13 protein-coding genes and 1 other annotated feature are annotated in these 17010 nt (G+C 44.2%); of the genes, 5 read left to right on the top strand and 8 right to left on the bottom strand.

The window, feature by feature from the left end:
- Positions 1–60 precede the first annotated feature (60 nt).
- Positions 61–1764, bottom strand: a complete 1704-nt coding sequence (gene ezrA / locus LRR81_RS00815; protein ID WP_231787399.1) for a septation ring formation regulator EzrA — start codon at positions 1762–1764, stop codon at positions 61–63.
- A gap of 212 nt (positions 1765–1976) precedes the next feature.
- Here ezrA and hisJ point away from each other — a divergent pair, with 212 nt between their 5' ends.
- Complete coding sequence (gene hisJ, locus LRR81_RS00810) at positions 1977–2786, top strand: histidinol-phosphatase HisJ (RefSeq protein WP_231787398.1); 810 nt, start codon at positions 1977–1979, stop codon at positions 2784–2786.
- Here hisJ and refZ read toward each other — a convergent pair.
- A complete protein-coding gene (gene refZ, locus LRR81_RS00805) occupies positions 2769–3404 on the bottom strand; it encodes a forespore capture DNA-binding protein RefZ (RefSeq protein WP_231787397.1) in 636 nt (211 codons plus the stop codon). The genes hisJ and refZ overlap by 18 nt on opposite strands.
- A gap of 171 nt (positions 3405–3575) precedes the next feature.
- Between refZ and LRR81_RS00800 the strand changes: the two genes are divergently transcribed.
- A complete protein-coding gene (locus tag LRR81_RS00800) occupies positions 3576–4055 on the top strand; it encodes a GAF domain-containing protein (RefSeq protein WP_269448458.1) in 480 nt (159 codons plus the stop codon).
- A gap of 40 nt (positions 4056–4095) precedes the next feature.
- On the opposite strand, the gene LRR81_RS00795 is transcribed toward LRR81_RS00800, so the two are convergent.
- Positions 4096–5901 (bottom strand): sensor domain-containing diguanylate cyclase, encoded by a 1806-nt coding sequence (locus LRR81_RS00795; protein WP_231787396.1) that lies wholly within the window; start codon positions 5899–5901, stop codon positions 4096–4098.
- Between the two features lie 350 nt (positions 5902–6251).
- Here LRR81_RS00795 and rpsD point away from each other — a divergent pair, with 350 nt between their 5' ends.
- Positions 6252–6854 (top strand): 30S ribosomal protein S4, encoded by a 603-nt coding sequence (gene rpsD / locus LRR81_RS00790; protein WP_231787395.1) that lies wholly within the window; start codon positions 6252–6254, stop codon positions 6852–6854.
- A 341-nt stretch (positions 6855–7195) separates the two neighbouring features.
- Here rpsD and tyrS read toward each other — a convergent pair whose 3' ends face one another.
- Positions 7196–8464: a tyrosine--tRNA ligase gene (gene tyrS, locus LRR81_RS00785; protein WP_231787394.1), complete on the bottom strand. Its 1269-nt coding sequence runs from the start codon at positions 8462–8464 to the stop codon at positions 7196–7198.
- 150 nt (positions 8465–8614) lie between these two features.
- Positions 8615–8836: a binding site (T-box leader), on the bottom strand.
- A 67-nt stretch (positions 8837–8903) separates the two neighbouring features.
- Between tyrS and LRR81_RS00780 the strand changes: the two genes are divergently transcribed.
- Positions 8904–11609, top strand: a complete 2706-nt coding sequence (locus LRR81_RS00780) for a transglycosylase domain-containing protein (protein WP_231787393.1) — start codon at positions 8904–8906, stop codon at positions 11607–11609.
- Between the two features lie 96 nt (positions 11610–11705).
- On the opposite strand, the gene LRR81_RS00775 is transcribed toward LRR81_RS00780, so the two are convergent.
- A complete protein-coding gene (locus LRR81_RS00775; protein ID WP_231787392.1) occupies positions 11706–11801 on the bottom strand; it encodes a YjcZ family sporulation protein in 96 nt (31 codons plus the stop codon).
- A gap of 235 nt (positions 11802–12036) precedes the next feature.
- Between LRR81_RS00775 and LRR81_RS00770 the strand changes: the two genes are divergently transcribed.
- Positions 12037–12915, top strand: a complete 879-nt coding sequence (locus tag LRR81_RS00770) for a YihY/virulence factor BrkB family protein (RefSeq protein WP_231787391.1) — start codon at positions 12037–12039, stop codon at positions 12913–12915.
- A gap of 370 nt (positions 12916–13285) precedes the next feature.
- Here the strand turns inward: LRR81_RS00770 and LRR81_RS00765 are convergent, their stop codons facing one another.
- From LRR81_RS00765 to LRR81_RS00755, 3 genes are read right to left on the bottom strand one after another with little or no spacing between them, the layout of a single operon-like run.
- Entirely contained in the window at positions 13286–15163 is a 1878-nt protein-coding gene (locus LRR81_RS00765) for a PTS fructose transporter subunit IIABC (RefSeq protein WP_231787390.1), read from the bottom strand.
- Between the two features lie 15 nt (positions 15164–15178).
- Entirely contained in the window at positions 15179–16093 is a 915-nt protein-coding gene (gene pfkB, locus LRR81_RS00760; protein WP_231787389.1) for a 1-phosphofructokinase, read from the bottom strand.
- Between the two features lie 4 nt (positions 16094–16097).
- On the bottom strand, positions 16098–16847 hold the full coding sequence (locus LRR81_RS00755; protein WP_231787388.1) for a DeoR/GlpR family DNA-binding transcription regulator: 750 nt from the start codon (positions 16845–16847) through the stop codon (positions 16098–16100).
- Between the last annotated feature and the right edge of the window lie 163 nt (positions 16848–17010).

Here is a 17010-nt window from a genome sequence, read left to right as displayed (position 1 = left end):
ATACTGCAATAAAAAAAGCACCCTGGTCCGGGTGCTTTTCTTTATTCACAGCAGCTTGCTTTACTTAATTTTGCTGATTTCTTCTTCAACGCTTGATTCAAGGCGCTTTAAAACACCGGGCTCAATGCTTTCAAGTGCTGCTGCTGCTTTTTCAAGAGAATCATTGTAATGGAAATTCCGGAACAATCCTTCTGCCTCCCGCAGGTCGGCAGCGAGGTGTGCGTCTTTGCTTCTGTACCTGTTGCCGTATTGAATGATTTTTTCAATTGTAAAGACATGCTCCACCATTTCTTCTGTTTCGCTTGTCAGCTTTTTTACGCTTTCCGCTGCATCCTCCAGCAGAACATTGACTGCCACCATGTCGAGCGGAATTTCTTCAAGCTTGGCCGTCGCTTTTTTCACTGTCTGGTTTGCTTCCTCAGCAAGCTGTTTATAGGAATCAGGAAGTCCAGGCACATTGCTTTTTTGAATCATTCTTAATGATTCTTTCAATAGCAGCCTAAGCTCAGAGAGCTGCTGCCTTGCGGCCAGTTCATCCTTGCGCAAAGCGAGGAGCATTTGCCTGTAGGCGTCATGTTCAGCTTTTACCATTTGGATCTGTGCTTCAAGCTCTGTAAGCTCTTCTTTTAAAACGCTGTAGGCGATCTGGTCCTTCACGAGATTCAGCTTGAGCTGATCATGCCGCTTGCGGAGCATGCTGATTTGCTTTGATATGTGCCGCTGCTTTTCGAAGTCCTGTTCAGTCAGCTGGTAGCTTTGCTTGACTAGCTCTGTTTCTTCGCTTGTCTGCAGTTTTTGCTTATCCAGCTCAAACAATTCTGTTTCTGTTTTATCTGTTTCCGTTTTTATGTAATGATGCGCATGAACTTCTTTCTCAAGCAAATCATACATCGTTTCAATGGATTCGTTAATCTCATGCAGTGCTTCCTGAATGCCTTCTATTTCAGTTTCTTCAATCTTTTCCTTGAACGCAAGAAGCCTTTTCCTGATCTTCTCTGCTTCTGCATCGATATGGATATGTTCCAGAAAATATCCCTGCTCTGCCATTTCTCTATAGCCATCCTGAAGCTCTGAAAGCTGAAGGAGAATGGCTGATGTGCATTCTGACAGCAAAGATGGAATGAGGTCAATTTTATTGGCCAGTACGCCCATTTCTTCTGACTTTTCCATTAAAATATCCCGTGCAGCCAGATAATTGCCGGATTGTGTTTCCGCATCAAATTCTTTCATGCCTTCATAAATTTTCAGAAGTTCTGCTTCAAGTGCAGGATGGGCTTTTCCGAATGTATGCCCATGTGCAAGGAGTGTCTTTTTTGCTTTTTTAAACTGTTCGCGCAAATCTTCAATTTCTGTTGTGTTCTTTTCCTCACTTGAAACGAGCTCATAAATTTCTTCAATAATTTGTTCGATATTCTGATCTGCTGCGTTCAGCATATTTTCGATATGCCCAAGCACCTGCTTTGACTTCTTAAAACGGTATTTGTCCGCGTGATCTTCTGCATCGAACAAAAGCTCTTCCACTTCCGGAAGCTGGGTTGTAATAATTTCATCCCATTCGGCTCTCCATCGTTCAAACAGCTCTTCTGCCTGTCCTGTCATGTTTAAATTTTTTACTTTTGACATTTCATCTGTCAATGACCGATTCATAATCTCGATTTTTCTCGCTTCCAGCCGGTCAACTTCGCGATACACATTTCTTCTGACGAAATAGCCAATACCAAATAAAAGGAGAAGAACCAGCAAAACGCCGATAACGACTTCCATAATGAGCCCCCTTGCTGTATAGGAAAAATCCCCTTATATAGGAGATTTGCGTTCAATGAATACTATGTATTTTACCTTTCTATGTAAACATGCATAAGAAATGGTTATTTCAATGTTTTTATGATACCATGTAACCGACATTTTTTGACCAATAATTTTTATTTTTTTATACAATTAATCGCCAAATTTCGTGTTTTCGGGAGGGATTTCCAGTGGAAAAAGCTGATAAACATCTTCATAGTCCCTTTTGCCCTCACGGATCTAAAGATTCGCTGCAGGAATATGCCGAAAAAGCGCTTCATAATGGATTTTCCGAAATAACATTTACGGAGCATGCTCCCCTTCCTGCCGGCTTTGCAGACCCGGCGCCTGCTGCAGACAGCAGTATGAAGGCAAGTGATTTAGAGGCATATTTTACAGCAGTTCAGGAGGTAAAAGAGGCCTATGCTGGCCGGTTGAAAATCAACACAGGTCTTGAAGTGGACTATATTGAGGGGTTTGAAGAAGAAACGAAAGAAATTCTCCGCCTTGCAGGTCCCTATATGGACGACAGCATCCTTTCCGTCCATTTTTTATCTATTAGCGGAACCTATTACTGCATGGATTACAGTGAAGAAGAATTTAGAAAAATAAGCCTCCTTGCCGGTTCTGTTGAACAAGTGTACAGCCTATATTATCGCACACTTCATCAATCTGTACTGGCTGATCTTGGCCCTTATAAACCGAAGCGCCTCGGCCACATCACACTTGCAAGGAAATTTCAGAAGGCTTTCCCGCCGGCATTTAAGGAAGAAGCTGCGCTCGAGTCGACACTCGAATTAATTAAAAAGCAAGGAATGGAGCTTGATTTTAATTCAGCAGGGCTGCGAAAGCCGATGTGCGGTGAAACATATCCACCGCTTTCCATTGCAAAGCGTGCAGCCCAAAAAGGCATCCCTCTTGTTTTCGGCTCAGATGCCCATGCAGCAGATGACCTTGGTGCCGGCTATGCTGTTTATGAAAGATTACTGGGCCAGAATTAAAGCTGGTTTTTCTTCCTTCAGCAGGTCAAGCCATATTTCCATCTCGTGAAAGTACTGTTTAACAAAAAACGCTTCATGCGGCTGCAGGTAAAGTACTTCTGTCATATACTGCGGGTGCAGAAACGGCATGGTTAAAAGACTTTTCAGCTGAATAATAAAGTGGGCTACAGGCACTTTCCGGAAGCAGCCTGTCTCCATTCCTTCTTCTAAAAAGGCAGAAAGATAGTATTTTTCTTTAGTCAGATAGGTTGTCATTACCTCTCTGATCAGCATGGAGTCAAGCGTTACTTCTCTATAAACAAACCGTGCCAGTTGACGCCTTTCCTGCTGATAGTTTAAAATATCGAAAATCAGCCTTGAGAGCGACAAATGGATATTACTGCTTTCTCTATTCAAAAATGCTTTTTCAATAACAGCAAGATATCCTTCATAAAAATCAGCAATTAGATGTTCAAGGAGACCATTCTTTCCTTGAAAATAGTAGGAAATATGAGCAACATTCACATTGGCTTTTTGGGCAATGGCTCTTACGGAGGTTCCGGCGAATCCCTTTGTATTAAACAAGGAAGCGGCTGCTTCTATAATGCGTTCTTTTGCACTTGGGGAAACAGTTTGCATCTTGGCTTCACTCCTTCTGAAGAGAATTTTCCATACTATCATAAAGAAATAAGTTTGCCCGTTTGCTTTACCATTCCATATAAAGGAATCCCATTCCTTTATTATTTTCTCGACAAAGTTTGAATTCGAGATACTAAATCCGCGAAAAATAGACAAAGGTGGGGAAATGCATTGTTTCATGTCGAAACGTATGATCACAATAAAGAAAAAGGCTATGAACTGGTTATCAAGCAATTAAAAGCTCTTCTTGAAGGAGAAACCGACGGAATTGCCAATTTAGCGAATGCTTCTGCGCTGCTGAATCAGTTTCTTGATGAAATTAACTGGGTTGGCTTTTATTTAATAAAAGAAGGCGAGCTTGTACTTGGCCCTTTTCAGGGGCTTCCTGCCTGCGTGCGCATTAAGCTTGGCAAAGGTGTCTGCGGAACAGCTGCTGCAACAGGAGAGACGCAGCGGGTCGCTGACGTTCATGCCTTCCCAGGGCATATTGCCTGTGACGCAGCATCCAATTCAGAGATTGTCGTGCCGCTGCTGAAAGATGGCGAAATCATTGGCGTGCTGGACATTGACAGCCCGAATAAAAACCGGTTTGATGAAACAGACGAAAAATGTCTTGTTGAGTTTACGAGAGTTTTAGGGGAATACTTATAAAAAAAAACGAGACAGCAGGGTAACCCCGCTGTCTCGTTTTTTACTGCCATATACAGGTTTCTGATACAACCCGGTTCTTCCCGCTGCTTTTCGCTTTATATAAAGCTTTATCAGCTCTGATAAATAACTTCTTTTCCGAATCATCTGACCCTGCTTCCCAATGGGCCACACCGCAAGAAATGGTGATGGCAGGCATTGTGGATTCAGCTACTATGCCAACAAGGCGCTCGGCAATGGCTATTCCCGCTGCCATTGAAACGGAAGGCAGATAAATGGCGAGCTCTTCTCCACCCCATCTTGAACCGGTGTCCTGCTCTCTGATGTTCAGTTTGAGCAGGGCCGCCACCTGAATGATCACTTCATCGCCGACCTGATGTCCGTATGTATCATTAATTCTCTTAAAATTATCAATATCAACGAGAATAAAAGCACCCTCCCGATCCCTCTGCATGGAACGCTGAATGCATTCACTCAAGTATTTACGGGAGTACAGCTTTGTCATATGGTCTGTTTTCACGAGCTGTTCCAATTCTTCCCGCAGCAGTGAATTGGCCAGTGCAAGGCTTGAATGGTGAATGAGCGACTGCAGCAGCTTAAACATATCAAATGTAAACGCATAGGGTGTTTGATGCAGAATCACGGCGTAGCCTTTCATGCCATTGTTTTCAATCATGGGCACACCCATTAAACACTGGTATTCAGCGCTGTCTAAATAAGAGCCGAGACTGCCAATGAATACACCGTCTTTTTCACTCGCAAGTCGTTCTGTAACAAAATCCCGATACCTGCCTGCAGCATCAGTTTTAAAAAATTCCGTGCATCCCGGCAGCGGCTGGGTCATGGTATCCTGATCGGAATAAAAGAAGCCTATCTCCTCGGCGCCGAAGGATTGGATAATCTGTTTGGACATAAATTCCATTGTATCGTTTAATCGAAGGTTCGTATTCAGCTTGTGGGATGTTTCATTAATCAGCTGCAGATCTGCAATCAGCTTATTCGATTGCTCGTATAATTGCGCATTTTCCATGGCATTTCCGGCTGCATTGGCAACCATAACGAGAAATTTCAGCTCTCTTTGCTCAAGGTCTTCGGCCATATCGACAATAACCTCCAGCACTCCGTATATCCCCTGCTGTCCTTTAAGCGGAATATAATATACGGTGCGCTCAAAAGCTTCATTCTTTTCAGACTTTACCATACCAGTCAGATAAGCTTCCATTGCCGTATCATTTGATCCGTTTTCTTCAAAATAGAGATCCTTGACCGGAAGCTCCCCAATTTCACTGTCATGGGAAAGAAACAGATAAAAAAGATAGTTTTGGTACATCCCCTGCAGGGTCACAAGCAGTTCACCAAGCACTTCATCCTTGTTCATCGTAGAATGAAATTTTTCTGTCAGTCTGTAAAGCTGCTCATATTTCCGTTCATTCAGCGCCAGGTTTTCAGCCTTTTTAACATAATGGAGAAAACGATTGCAGAGAAAAGAGAGCTCAGTAAGAAAAGAGCGTTCAACCGAGCCTTTAGCCTGAAAAATAATTGAGGAAGCATCAGCAAATGACATGGTGACAACCCCATCACTGACAAGAACCCCGTCTGATTGAAGGGAAAGCCAGTCATTCTCAGATAAATGAAGAGGATAGTTATAGGAAGAAGCAGCGGCTGAAAGAGGAAGGAAAGCACGTTCTGTTTTCCTTAAATAAAGTTCCGCATCAGTAAGCGCGCACTCATTCTTCAGGACTTCCAGCAGAAACGCAGCGGCTTTGCTGAAAAGACCTTCATTTTCACGGGTTATGTAATCAAATAAAACTTGATTTATTCTAAGGAGCTGGGAATTGGTTTCTGCCATCTCTATGATCACCCACAGTTAGTAAATTGCTTCATATATTGGTTGCTTTGCTACAGCAATTATAGCATAATTATCTTTCTGGAAATAGATTTCATCCCTTTCTTAAGAAAAATATGATCTTGACTTTCCAATCTCGAAATCATATAATGGAGTTTGTGTAAAATAGTAGTGCAGCCTATCTGAATCTGCTGTTATGAGCTCATTTTGTTCCCGTACGGTTATGTATGAGGTGCATCGCGTAACTCCCTGCTGCTGGAGCGATGATGCATGAAAACAAAATGGCCGTGATTGCAAGAATCAGTTCTGTGTTTTATTTTATGCCAAATAAAAACACAAAGGAGGAGTCAGTCATGGCTCGTTATACAGGTCCAAGCTGGAAACTATCCCGTCGTTTGGGGATCTCATTAAATGGAACAGGTAAAGAATTGGAAAAGCGTCCTTACGCTCCAGGACAACATGGTCCAGGACAGCGTAAAAAACTTTCCGAATATGGTTTGCAATTGCAAGAGAAGCAAAAGCTTCGTCATATGTATGGTGTAAATGAGCGCCAATTCCGCAACACATTCGTTAAAGCAGGCAAACAGTCTGGTATCCTTGGTGAAATTTTCATGGCGCTTCTTGAATCCCGCCTTGACAACGTTGTGTACCGTTTAGGTCTTGCCCGCACACGCCGCCAAGCTCGCCAATTGGTAAACCATGGTCACATTCTTGTTGATGGACAGCGCGTTGACATTCCATCTTTCCAAGTAAAAGCTGGCCACACTATTTCACTTCGCGAAAAATCCCGCAACCTTGACATCGTTAAGGAAGCAATCGAAGTGAACAGCTTCGTACCAGAATACTTGACTTTCGATGCTGACAAGCTTGAAGGAACTTACACTCGTCTTCCTGAGCGTTCCGAGCTTCCAGCTGAAATCAACGAAGCTCTTATCGTAGAGTTCTACTCTCGTTAATAGTTTTAAAAAGCATCTGCACATTTTGTGCAGATGCTTTTTTGTTTTATCGGCGATCTTTCGATTAGATTGGCGATCTGCTTACCAGCGGTGAAAACCGGCTTTTCCATTTATTAAGAATGAATAAAGAGCCGGTTACCAAGAGCTGCACCAGGTAATCAGCTTCGATCTACATCAAAACAATAGCCGGAAAAGTAGATATCGGCGGATTTCAAATTATATCGAGCGATCTCCCCAATATATCGGAGATCTGCTTTACAGCTGCTGAAAACCGGCTTTCTCTCCCTTTTGATTTACTCTCCACAATAAAAGGAACTGCCGCGGCAGTTCCTCCTCTTTTCTTACTTGTATTGAATCAGCGTGTATTTTTTCTTTCCGCGGCGAATGATGGTAAATTCGCCTTCAATTCTGTCTGCTTCTGATAGTACGGTATCTGTTTCTTGTCTTCTTTCTCCATTGATGTAAATGGCTCCATTTGTAACATCTTCTCTCGCCTGGCGCTTGGATGGGGAAATTTTAGCTTCTACAAGCAGGTCTACAAGGTTCTTTTCTTCTGCTGGAAGGACGACAGTCGGTACATCTTTGAAGCCTTGTTTAATTTCAGATGCGGTTAACACTTTCAGGTCGCCGCTGAAAAGAGCCTGGGAAATCTTGATGGCCTGCTGAAGTGCCTCTTCTCCATGCACCATTTTTGTCATTTCTTCAGCGAGTGTTTTTTGTGCTGTTCGTTTTTCAGGAGCTGTCTGTACTTCTTCTTCAAGCTTATTGATTTCCTCATGGGACAGGAACGTAAAGAATTTCACATATTTGATCACATCGCGGTCATCTGCATTAATCCAAAATTGGTAAAATTCGTATGGTGATGTTTTTTCCCTGTCAAGCCAAACCGCTCCGCCTTCTGTTTTACCGAATTTCGTGCCGTCAGCTTTCGTGACAAGCGGGATGGTTAAACCGAATGCTTTCGCATCTGAATCGCCTTCTGTTTTCCGGATCAGCTCAAGTCCAGCGGTAATGTTCCCCCATTGGTCGCTTCCGCCGATCTGCAGCTTGCAGCCTTCTGTTTGGTACAGTTTTAGAAAATCGTACGACTGAAGAATCATGTAGGTGAACTCAGTAAAAGAAATTCCTGTTTCAATCCGTGTCTGTACAGAGTCTTTTGCCAGCATGTAGTTAATGCCGAAGTTTTTTCCTACATCTCTTAAAAAGCCGATTACATCGAGAGAACCGAGCCAATCATAGTTGTTTGCCACAATCGCCGGATTTTCTGCAGCATTGAAATCAAGAAAGCGGGACAGCTGCTGTTTGATTCTGTCAGACCAATCTTTCACAATCTCTACTGTATTCATTGACCGTTCCGCTTTTTTCCCGCTTGGATCTCCGATCAGTCCTGTTCCGCCTCCGACAAGAGCAATTGGGGAATGGCCTGCCAGCTGAAAACGCTTCAGGGTCAGGATCGGCAGCATATGGCCGATGTGCAGGCTGTCAGCAGTCGGGTCAAAGCCCGCATAAAGCTTGATGCTCTCTTTTTCCAAAAGCTCCTGAAGCCCCTTTTCATCTGTGAACTGATTAACAAGCCCCCTGAATTTCAGATCATTCAATAATTCATTCATTTTCCATTCTCCTTCACTATATGAGGCTAAAAAAGCGCTGAAACCTGGCCCAAACTTTTAAGCTTCTTTAGTAAATAACCAGTCAAAGCAGCTGCTTTACATAAAGCTGCACACTTTGAAGAAAAATAAAAAACGCCCCTTCATTTAACATGAAGGGACGAAAATTTAAGTTTTCGCGGTACCACCCTACTAAAGAATAAAGCCATCTTATTCTCCGCTTAATGTTTTAACGGTACAACCGTCTGTTTACCGAAAAGGCAAACAAAAGCTCCAGGGTGTAATTCACAGGCAGTTTCCGTACTGATTTCCACCAGCCATCAGCTCTCTAAAACGGGAAAGTTGCCGCTACTATGATCCTCTCAGCGCCTCATATGATATTAATGAATTTTTATCATAAATTAATTTTTTTGTCAATCGCACTCTCAAAGGAGGAACAGCTTTGCGAAAGCATGACCAATCCAGCAAGCATCTATATACTGCCCGTTTTCGCTCTGTTTTGAGAGTTCTTCAAAAGCCCTTTTTTATTTTTATTTCTGCCCTTCTGCTTTTCCTTTCATTTGCTGCAGGCACTGGTGCCGGCTTTCTTGCTTCACTGGTTAAAAACGAGCGTATCAGAAGCTATGCAGACATGAAAAAGGATATTGCCAGCTTTGAAAAAACTGGTGAAATATACTTTCAAAACCGTGCTTTTATAGGGAAAATCAACAGTGACCTTGAACGGAAGTCAGTGAAGCTTCAGAAGATCTCCCCTTTAGTGATTCAGGCCATTGTCGCCACAGAGGATCAGCACTTTTACGAGCATAAAGGCATTGTTCCCAAATCCATTTTACGCGCTGCCTTTCAAGAGCTTGCTGACTTGCCTGTAAAAAGCGGCGGAAGTACCTTAACACAGCAGCTCATCAAAAACCAGCTGCTTACCAATGAAGTGTCATTTTCCAGGAAAGCAAAGGAAATTCTGCTGGCGCTCAGACTGGAGAAATTTTTCAGCAAAGAAGAAATACTTGAATCCTACTTAAATATTGCAGCAATGGGGCGCAGCAGGACCGGGAAAAATATTGCTGGAATTGCAGCGGCTGCAGAGGGGGTTTTTGGAAGAAGTCCAGAGAATCTGTCACTCCCTCAGGCTGCTTTTATCGCAGGTCTTCCGCAAAGCCCATCCGTCTACACCCCATTTACAAATTCGGGGGGAATTAAAGAAAACCTCTCTCCAGGCATCGAGCGGATGAAATTAGTACTTAGAAGAATGCATCAGCAGAAATTTATTACAGATCAGGAGCTCGCTTCAGCGCTTACCTTTGATTTAAGAGCTTCTTTAGCTGAAAAGAAGGCTTCTGCAGCCGAAAAATATCCCTGGCTTATTGCTGAGACTGAAAAAAGGGCTAAGCGGATACTGCTTGAAATCATCGCAAAGGAACACGGATGCTCCATAACTGAATTGCAAAAGGACAAAGAGCTGTATGCAGAATTCAGTCTTTCGGCTGAAAAACGGCTTCGCCAAAATGGCTATCGGATATTCACAACCATTGATCAGCGCGTATTTGAATCTATGCAGGATGCTGCCAAAGCTTACAGCCGCTATGGGCCTTCTTTGCCTGTATGGAAAATGGATCCATCAGGCAAAAGGTTTAAAGTTATGGAGCCGGTCGAGGCAGGTTCTATTCTGATTGAAAATCATTCAGGCAGGATTTTGGGTTTTACCGGCGGCCGGGACTATCACCGTGAGCAGCTTAATCATGCAACCTCTGCTTTAAGATCTAACGGTTCTGCAATGAAGCCGCTCCTCGTTTACGCGCCGGCTATTGAAAAAGGGCTGATTCAGCCTGGAACCTCTATAGCAGATCTTCCGATTGAAGAGGGCACTTACCAGCCAAACAACTTCGATAAGCATCCCCACGGGCTTGTGAGTGCACGGACAGCTCTTTCTAAATCCTATAACATGGCTGCGGTCGGCCTTTATAAAACGCTTATGCCCTATCATCCTTATCAGTATCTGGAGAAAATGGGCATCACTTCTCTGACTGATGGAGACAGACATCATGAAGCTCTTTCAATCGGCGGCCTTGATCATGGCATTACTGTTGAAGAAAACGCCAATGCATTCAGTACATTTGCCGGCGGCGGAATTTTCAGAGACGCCTATTTAATCGAAAAAATACAAAGTGCTGACGGCCGCTTAATTTATCAGCATAAAGCAAATGAAGTTCCTGTCTTTTCACCACAGACTGCCTACTTAACACTCAGCATGCTTAGAGATACAGTTGCATCAGGCACAGCCCGTTCCCTAGGGAGCCTGCTTTCCTTTCGCTCAGACTGGGCAGGCAAAACCGGAACGAGCCAAAGCTTCAGAGATTCCTGGTTTGTTGCCAGCAATCCGCGCATTACACTTGGCACATGGATGGGATATGACACGCCAAAGCCGCTTCCAAAAGCTTCGTACAGCGGGAACAGTCTTGGCTTTTGGGCAAGGCTGATGAATGCCGCTGCAAAGGCATCCCCAGATCTTGCAGCTGAGGGGCAATCCTTTCAAAAGCCAAAAGGCATTAAGGAAAGCAGCTTTTGTACTCTTTCAGGAAATTTATCGACTCCTCTCTGCCAAGAGGCAGGCTTTGAAGCAGTAGACATTTTTGACGAGCGGCGGGCACCTGTCAAGCAGGATGAAAGCTTTAAAAACGGAACCTATTTGGTGATTGAAGGCAAAGCATACGATCCTTCTCCTCAATCACCGGCTGATTTTATCAAAACAGCTGCTGTAATAAAAAAAGAAGTACTTGATCAATACAGTCTTCATCATGCCGCGGGCTTTGACGATCTCTTTCCTGAAGGAGCCGGACTGAAAGGCGCAGCCGTTGAATCAGGACCAGCACCAGATGATGGCATTGCTCCTTCTGCTGTTGAAGGAATTAAAAAAATCGGTTCAGCAGTACAATGGGCAAAAGGGCATGAACCTGATCTTTGCGGGTACAGAATTTATGTAGATCAGAATGGGGCAGGCCAGTTTACTATGGCAGCCAGCATTCCGCAGCAGGCGTTTCCTTCCTTTAAGCTGCCTCTTGCACCCGCAGAGTATTACATCACGGCTGTTGATGCAGCAGGACATGAGTCGGCTCCGGCTTTTATTTCAGCAAGCTATGGAATGAATGAATAAAATAATTTCGTACAGAAAAGAATCCCTTTCATCGGAAAGGGATTCCTTTTATAGTTGGTTTCATTCAGGCTGCAAGCCTGTTTAAAAAACCAAGAATCAGTAGCCGCCGCCCCAATATGATGCGCCGATGATGATCAGCAAAATGAAAAGCACCACTACAAGAGCAAATCCGCTGTTATATCCGTCTCCCATTATGGATCCTCCTCTCCTTGGTTATCACCATATTGTATGGAATTGCCGGAAGCAGGTAACTGGTAGATGACCAGTTTTTCCTTTTTTTATTAGGAAGGCACCAAAACAAATTTAATCTTATCTTCACATCGGGAAATGTTTTGCTCTTGCAGAGGGCTGGGTACTATACAAGAAAAGCCGGACGCTGTGCTGTCTTGCCAGATGTCTGCTTTTTCCCAGCATTGGAGGGCTGCCTTTGAAAACAATCAAAGAACTAATCAACCGAATACAAAAACATGACTTGGGGGATTTAGCCGCTGTACTGGCATATTATTTTTTATTGTCCCTGTTCCCGCTCTTAATTTTTCTTTTAACATTGCTTCCCTATTTTCAAATTGACCCGAACACCGTATCTAAATTTGTCAGCCAGATGGCCCCGGGAGATTCCAGCGAACTGATCACAAAGCAAATCAACGGACTGATCAGCAAGCCGAACGGCGGACTATTGTCCTTTGGTATCCTGGCGACAATCTGGTCAGCCTCGAATGCAACAAACGCTGTGATCCGCTCCTTAAATGTTGCGCATACGATTGAGGAATCCAGACCGTTCTGGAAAGTCAGGCTGATGGCAATTCTTCTCACATTTGCACTGGTGATCGGGATCGTGATGACACTTGTTCTGCCCGTATTTGGAGATGTGATTCTCAATACAGTTCAATCACTGTTCCCTGAAACGGCTGTAACCGATGGATTATTTGCTCTTATCCGGTTTTTGATTTCCTTTGTTTTAATCGCTCTAATATTAGGGGTCATTTACTACTTCTCCCCTGATGTAAAATTGAAAGTCAGGGACATTTATCTAGGAGCAATTATCGGAACAATTCTCTGGCAAATTCTTTCCTTCGCTTTCTCGCTTTACGTCTCAAGCTTCGCCAACTACCAGGCTACATACGGAAGCTTAGGAGGAGTAATTGTCCTATTAACCTGGCTGTACCTGACAGGCTTTGTCATCTTAATCGGCGGAGAAATCAATGCCATCCATTACTGCTGGCGTACGAAAAAATTGTGCATGGAAGACGAAAAAGAAGATCTCGGCATCGCGAGCAGCAATAATAGCACTACTGCTGATATGTAGAAAAGCGGAGGCCGCTCGTTCAGCCCTGACAAGCGCTGGAGGAAAATCCCGAAAAGTCCGTTTTTAGACTTTTCGGGATTTTCCGAAGCGACTCGAGGGGCTAGCGGCCGGAGCTGGACAATGTAGAAAAGCGGAAGCGGCTTGTTCAGCCCCGACAAGCATAAGACGATCAGCCGGGGAAAGGCGGGCTTTCCTTTCCCTGGATGAGCGGCTTATGACCTCGAGGGGCTAGCCGCTGGAGCTGGACAATGAAAAGCGGAGGCCGCTCGTTCAGCCCCGACAAGCGCTGGAACTTGAAAAAGAAAAGAGGAGGCCGCTGCTTCAGCAATCCATAAAAGAAGCCTCATCCGATAAGGATGAGGCTTCTTTTTCATTTAATCTCTTTTTTCCAAAAGCCAGCAATTAAAGCTGTCACAACAGATCCGATCAAAATTGCCAAAATGTATAGAAGAGCGTTCCATTTCAGCAGCCAGAAAACGAAAACTCCGCCATGCGGGGCCGGAAGGGAAATATTAAAAGCCATGGAGAGAGCTCCTGCAATGGCTGCTCCGATTACAGATGCCGGAATGACCCTTCCTGGGTCTGCTGCCGCGAACGGGATGGCGCCTTCGGTAATAAAGGAGGCTCCAAGGACGTATGCTGTTTTCCCTGCTTCCCTTTCCTGCTGAGTAAATTTACGCTTAAAGAAAGTAGTCGCGAGCGCCATGCCAAGCGGCGGCACCATACCTCCAGCCATGATGGCTGTAATCGGCGCATAGTTGCTCGCACTGATCATTGCAATGCCGAATGTATAGGCTGCTTTGTTGATTGGTCCTCCCATATCAACAGCCATCATGCCTCCAAGCAAAAGACCGAGCAATAGAAGATTTCCTGTTCCAAGTCCCTTAAGCCAATCTGTCAGTCCATTCATAATAAAAGCAACTGGCGGATTCACCACAAACATCATGACAAGACCTGTAATGAAAATGGTGATCAGAGGGTACAACAGAACAGGCTTAATTCCTTCCAAGCCCTGAGGCAGCCTGCTGAGTGCCTTTTTCACCCAAAGTGCTACATATCCGGCAAGAAATCCGGCAATTAAACCGCCAAGAAAACCGGCCTGGCCGTTAAGCGCAATAAACCCGCCGATCATTCCCGGTGCAAGTCCCGGCCTGTCAGCGATGCTCATCGCAATAAATCCGGCAAGAACTGGAATCATCAGCTGAAAGGCGTTATCCCCGCCAATGCCTTTCAATGCTGCAGCAAAGGCATTGTAGGAGGGATCATCAGGGTTTGCTGACTGTATGCCCCAGAAGAAGGAGATGGCGATCAATATACCTCCGCCGACCACGAATGGCAGCATGTTGGATACACCGTTCATTAAATGTTTATAAAATCCTGTTCGCTGTCCTTTTTCAGATGGTTCTTTTGCGCCTGCTCCGCTTCCGCCCTGATAGATCTTCGCATCCTGGTTCAGCGCTTTTTCAATAAGCTCTTCAGGCTTTCGGATCGCCTGTGCTACAGGCACCTCGATCACGTGCTTGCCTTTGAAGCGCTCCATTTCAACCTGTTTGTCAGCAGCCACAATGATCGCTGAAGCGTTTGCAATATCGCTGTCGGTCAATTCATTTTTCACGCCGCTGGAACCATTTGTTTCAACTTTCATATCCACATTCATTTCTTTTGCTTTTGCTTTAAGGGAATCCGCCGCCATATACGTATGGGCAATTCCTGTCGGACAGGCTGTGACCGCGAGCACATACCCTTTGGAAGAGGCAGTTGAGCTGACATTTGTGCTCTCCTCTTCTTCAGATTGTGCTTCCTGCTCATCAATGGCCTGTATCACTTCATCCTCTGTTCTTGCAGTATCAAGCTTTGCCCGGAACTCTGGATCCATAAGGAGGCTGGACAGCTTGGAAAGTGTTTCAAGATGGGCATTATTTGCCCCTTCCGCTGCCGCTATCATAAAAAATAATCTGCTCGGCTGACCGTCAAGCGAGTCATAATCAACGCCAGCTGACGAACGGCCAAAAGCAATCGCCGGCACCTTGACAGCACTTGTTTTCGCATGAGGTATAGCGATGCCTTCTCCAATTCCAGTCGTGCTTTGAGCTTCCCGTGCCAGGATCGCTTCCTTGTAGGCATTACTGTCAGACAGCTTGCCTGCTGAATCCAATTTGCCGACTAATTCATCAATCGCTTCTGTTTTTGACTGTGCCTTTAAATTTAACAGAATCGTATTTTTTGTAAGCAATTCAGTAATTTTCATATTAAATATCCCCCTTTATCCAAGGTTCTTTACTGTGACCTGCTGCTTCAGGTTCTCCACGGTTTCCCTTGTGCATAAATCATCCGAAAAAGCTGTTGCGCTTCCGGCTGCAACTCCTGTCCGGAAGGCCTCTTCTAAATTTTGGCTATGAAGATAAGTTCCAATAAATCCGGCTACAAGAGAATCCCCTGAGCCGACTGAGTTTTTCACTTCTCCTTTTGGTACATTTGCAAACAAGGTTTTTTCTTTATTTACAAAAACAGCTCCATCGCCTGCCATCGAAACAATGACATTCCGCACTCCCTCATCAAGCAGCTTTTTCCCATAAGCTGCTGCCTCTTCAGCACTTGTGATGACGGTATTGAATAATTCGCCAAGCTCATGATGATTCGGCTTTATTAAAAATGGCTTATCTGGAAAAGTCTCCCTTAATGCAGATCCTGAAGTGTCAATAATGACCCGTACATCCTTTTCATTGCACTGCTTTGTCAGAAGTGTATAAAAGTCAGATGGCAGTGAGGATGGAATACTGCCGGCAATAATAAGCACGTCTTCCTTATCAAGAGCTGCAATTTTCCGAAACAGTTCCTCCTGCTGAAAAGCTGTAATATCTGGTCCATGGCCATTAATTTCTGTTTCTTCATTCGCCTTGACTTTCACATTGATTCTCGTTGGTTCGTTTACGAGTGTGAAGTCATGAATAATTCCTTCATCTGCCAGGAAGCTTTTCACAAAATCCCCGGTAAAACCGCCGGCAAACCCAAGAGCAGTGCTGTCTGCACCAAGTCTTTTGAGCACTCTGGAAACATTGATTCCCTTTCCTCCGGGGTAAAACATTGATTGTGTGGCCCTGTTTAATCCGCCGACTGTAAGCTCTGGCGTCTTTACGATATAGTCAATGGATGGGTTAAGTGTACAAGTATAAATCATGATGCTATTCCACAACCTTTACGTCTGTTTTTTCAAGATACTGATTCAGTAAACCGCTTTCAATTCTGTCTGTGATTAATACAGCCTCTTCTAAAGCAGCAATCTTGGCAAATGCAGCTTTGTCATGTTTTGAGCTGTCTGCAAGCACATAGGCTTTTTGCGATAACTCAATGGCCAGCCTCTTTACAGCTGCCTCTTCCGGATCAGGTGTTGTATATCCTGATTCTTCCTGAATTCCATTAACGCCCATAAAGCATGCATCAAACCGATAGGAGTTTAAGCTTTCCAAAGCATTCGAGCCAATCAAGGCTTTTGTTTTATATTTTACAAATCCGCCTGTCAGGTAAACTGGGATCTCATATTTTTGCAGCTCTTCCAAATGGGTAATTCCGTTTGTGACAACCATGATGTTTTTTCCTGCTAAATGCTTGATCATCTGCAATGTAGTTGTGCCTGCATCCAGAAAAATCCGGTCATCCTCATTCACAAAACCTGCTGCATATTCAGCAATCCGTTCTTTTTCAGGCAAATGCTTTGAAGACTTTTGGGCGACGCTTGGTTCTTCTCCTTTTTGGTAAAAAAGCTCTGCACCGCCGTGGACTCTTTTTAGCTTTTTCCGCTTCTGAAGCTCGCTCAAATCCCTTCTGATAGTGGATTCTGATGCATCTGTTGCTTCAACAAGCTCCTGGATTGGGACAACTTCCTTCTCAGCAAGCATTTCCAAAATTTTATTATGCCGTTCCGGAGTCAGCAATTTCCTCACCCCTTTTTAAAATTTTCTTTGCCTTGTCAGGGGCATTTATTCTTCTCTCTTAGTTAAAGTTTTAGTGTAACTTTATTTTAACGAAAGCCCTTACAAAAATCAATCAAAAACAATCATAAACAATCAAAAATATTTAGAAACGATCAAAACAGCT

The sequence above is a fragment of the Metabacillus kandeliae genome (genome assembly GCF_021166585.1).
Lineage (GTDB): Bacteria > Bacillota > Bacilli > Bacillales > Bacillaceae > Metabacillus_B > Metabacillus_B kandeliae.
Note: the sequence above shows the minus strand (reverse complement) of the source record. Positions and strands in the feature narration are given on the sequence as shown.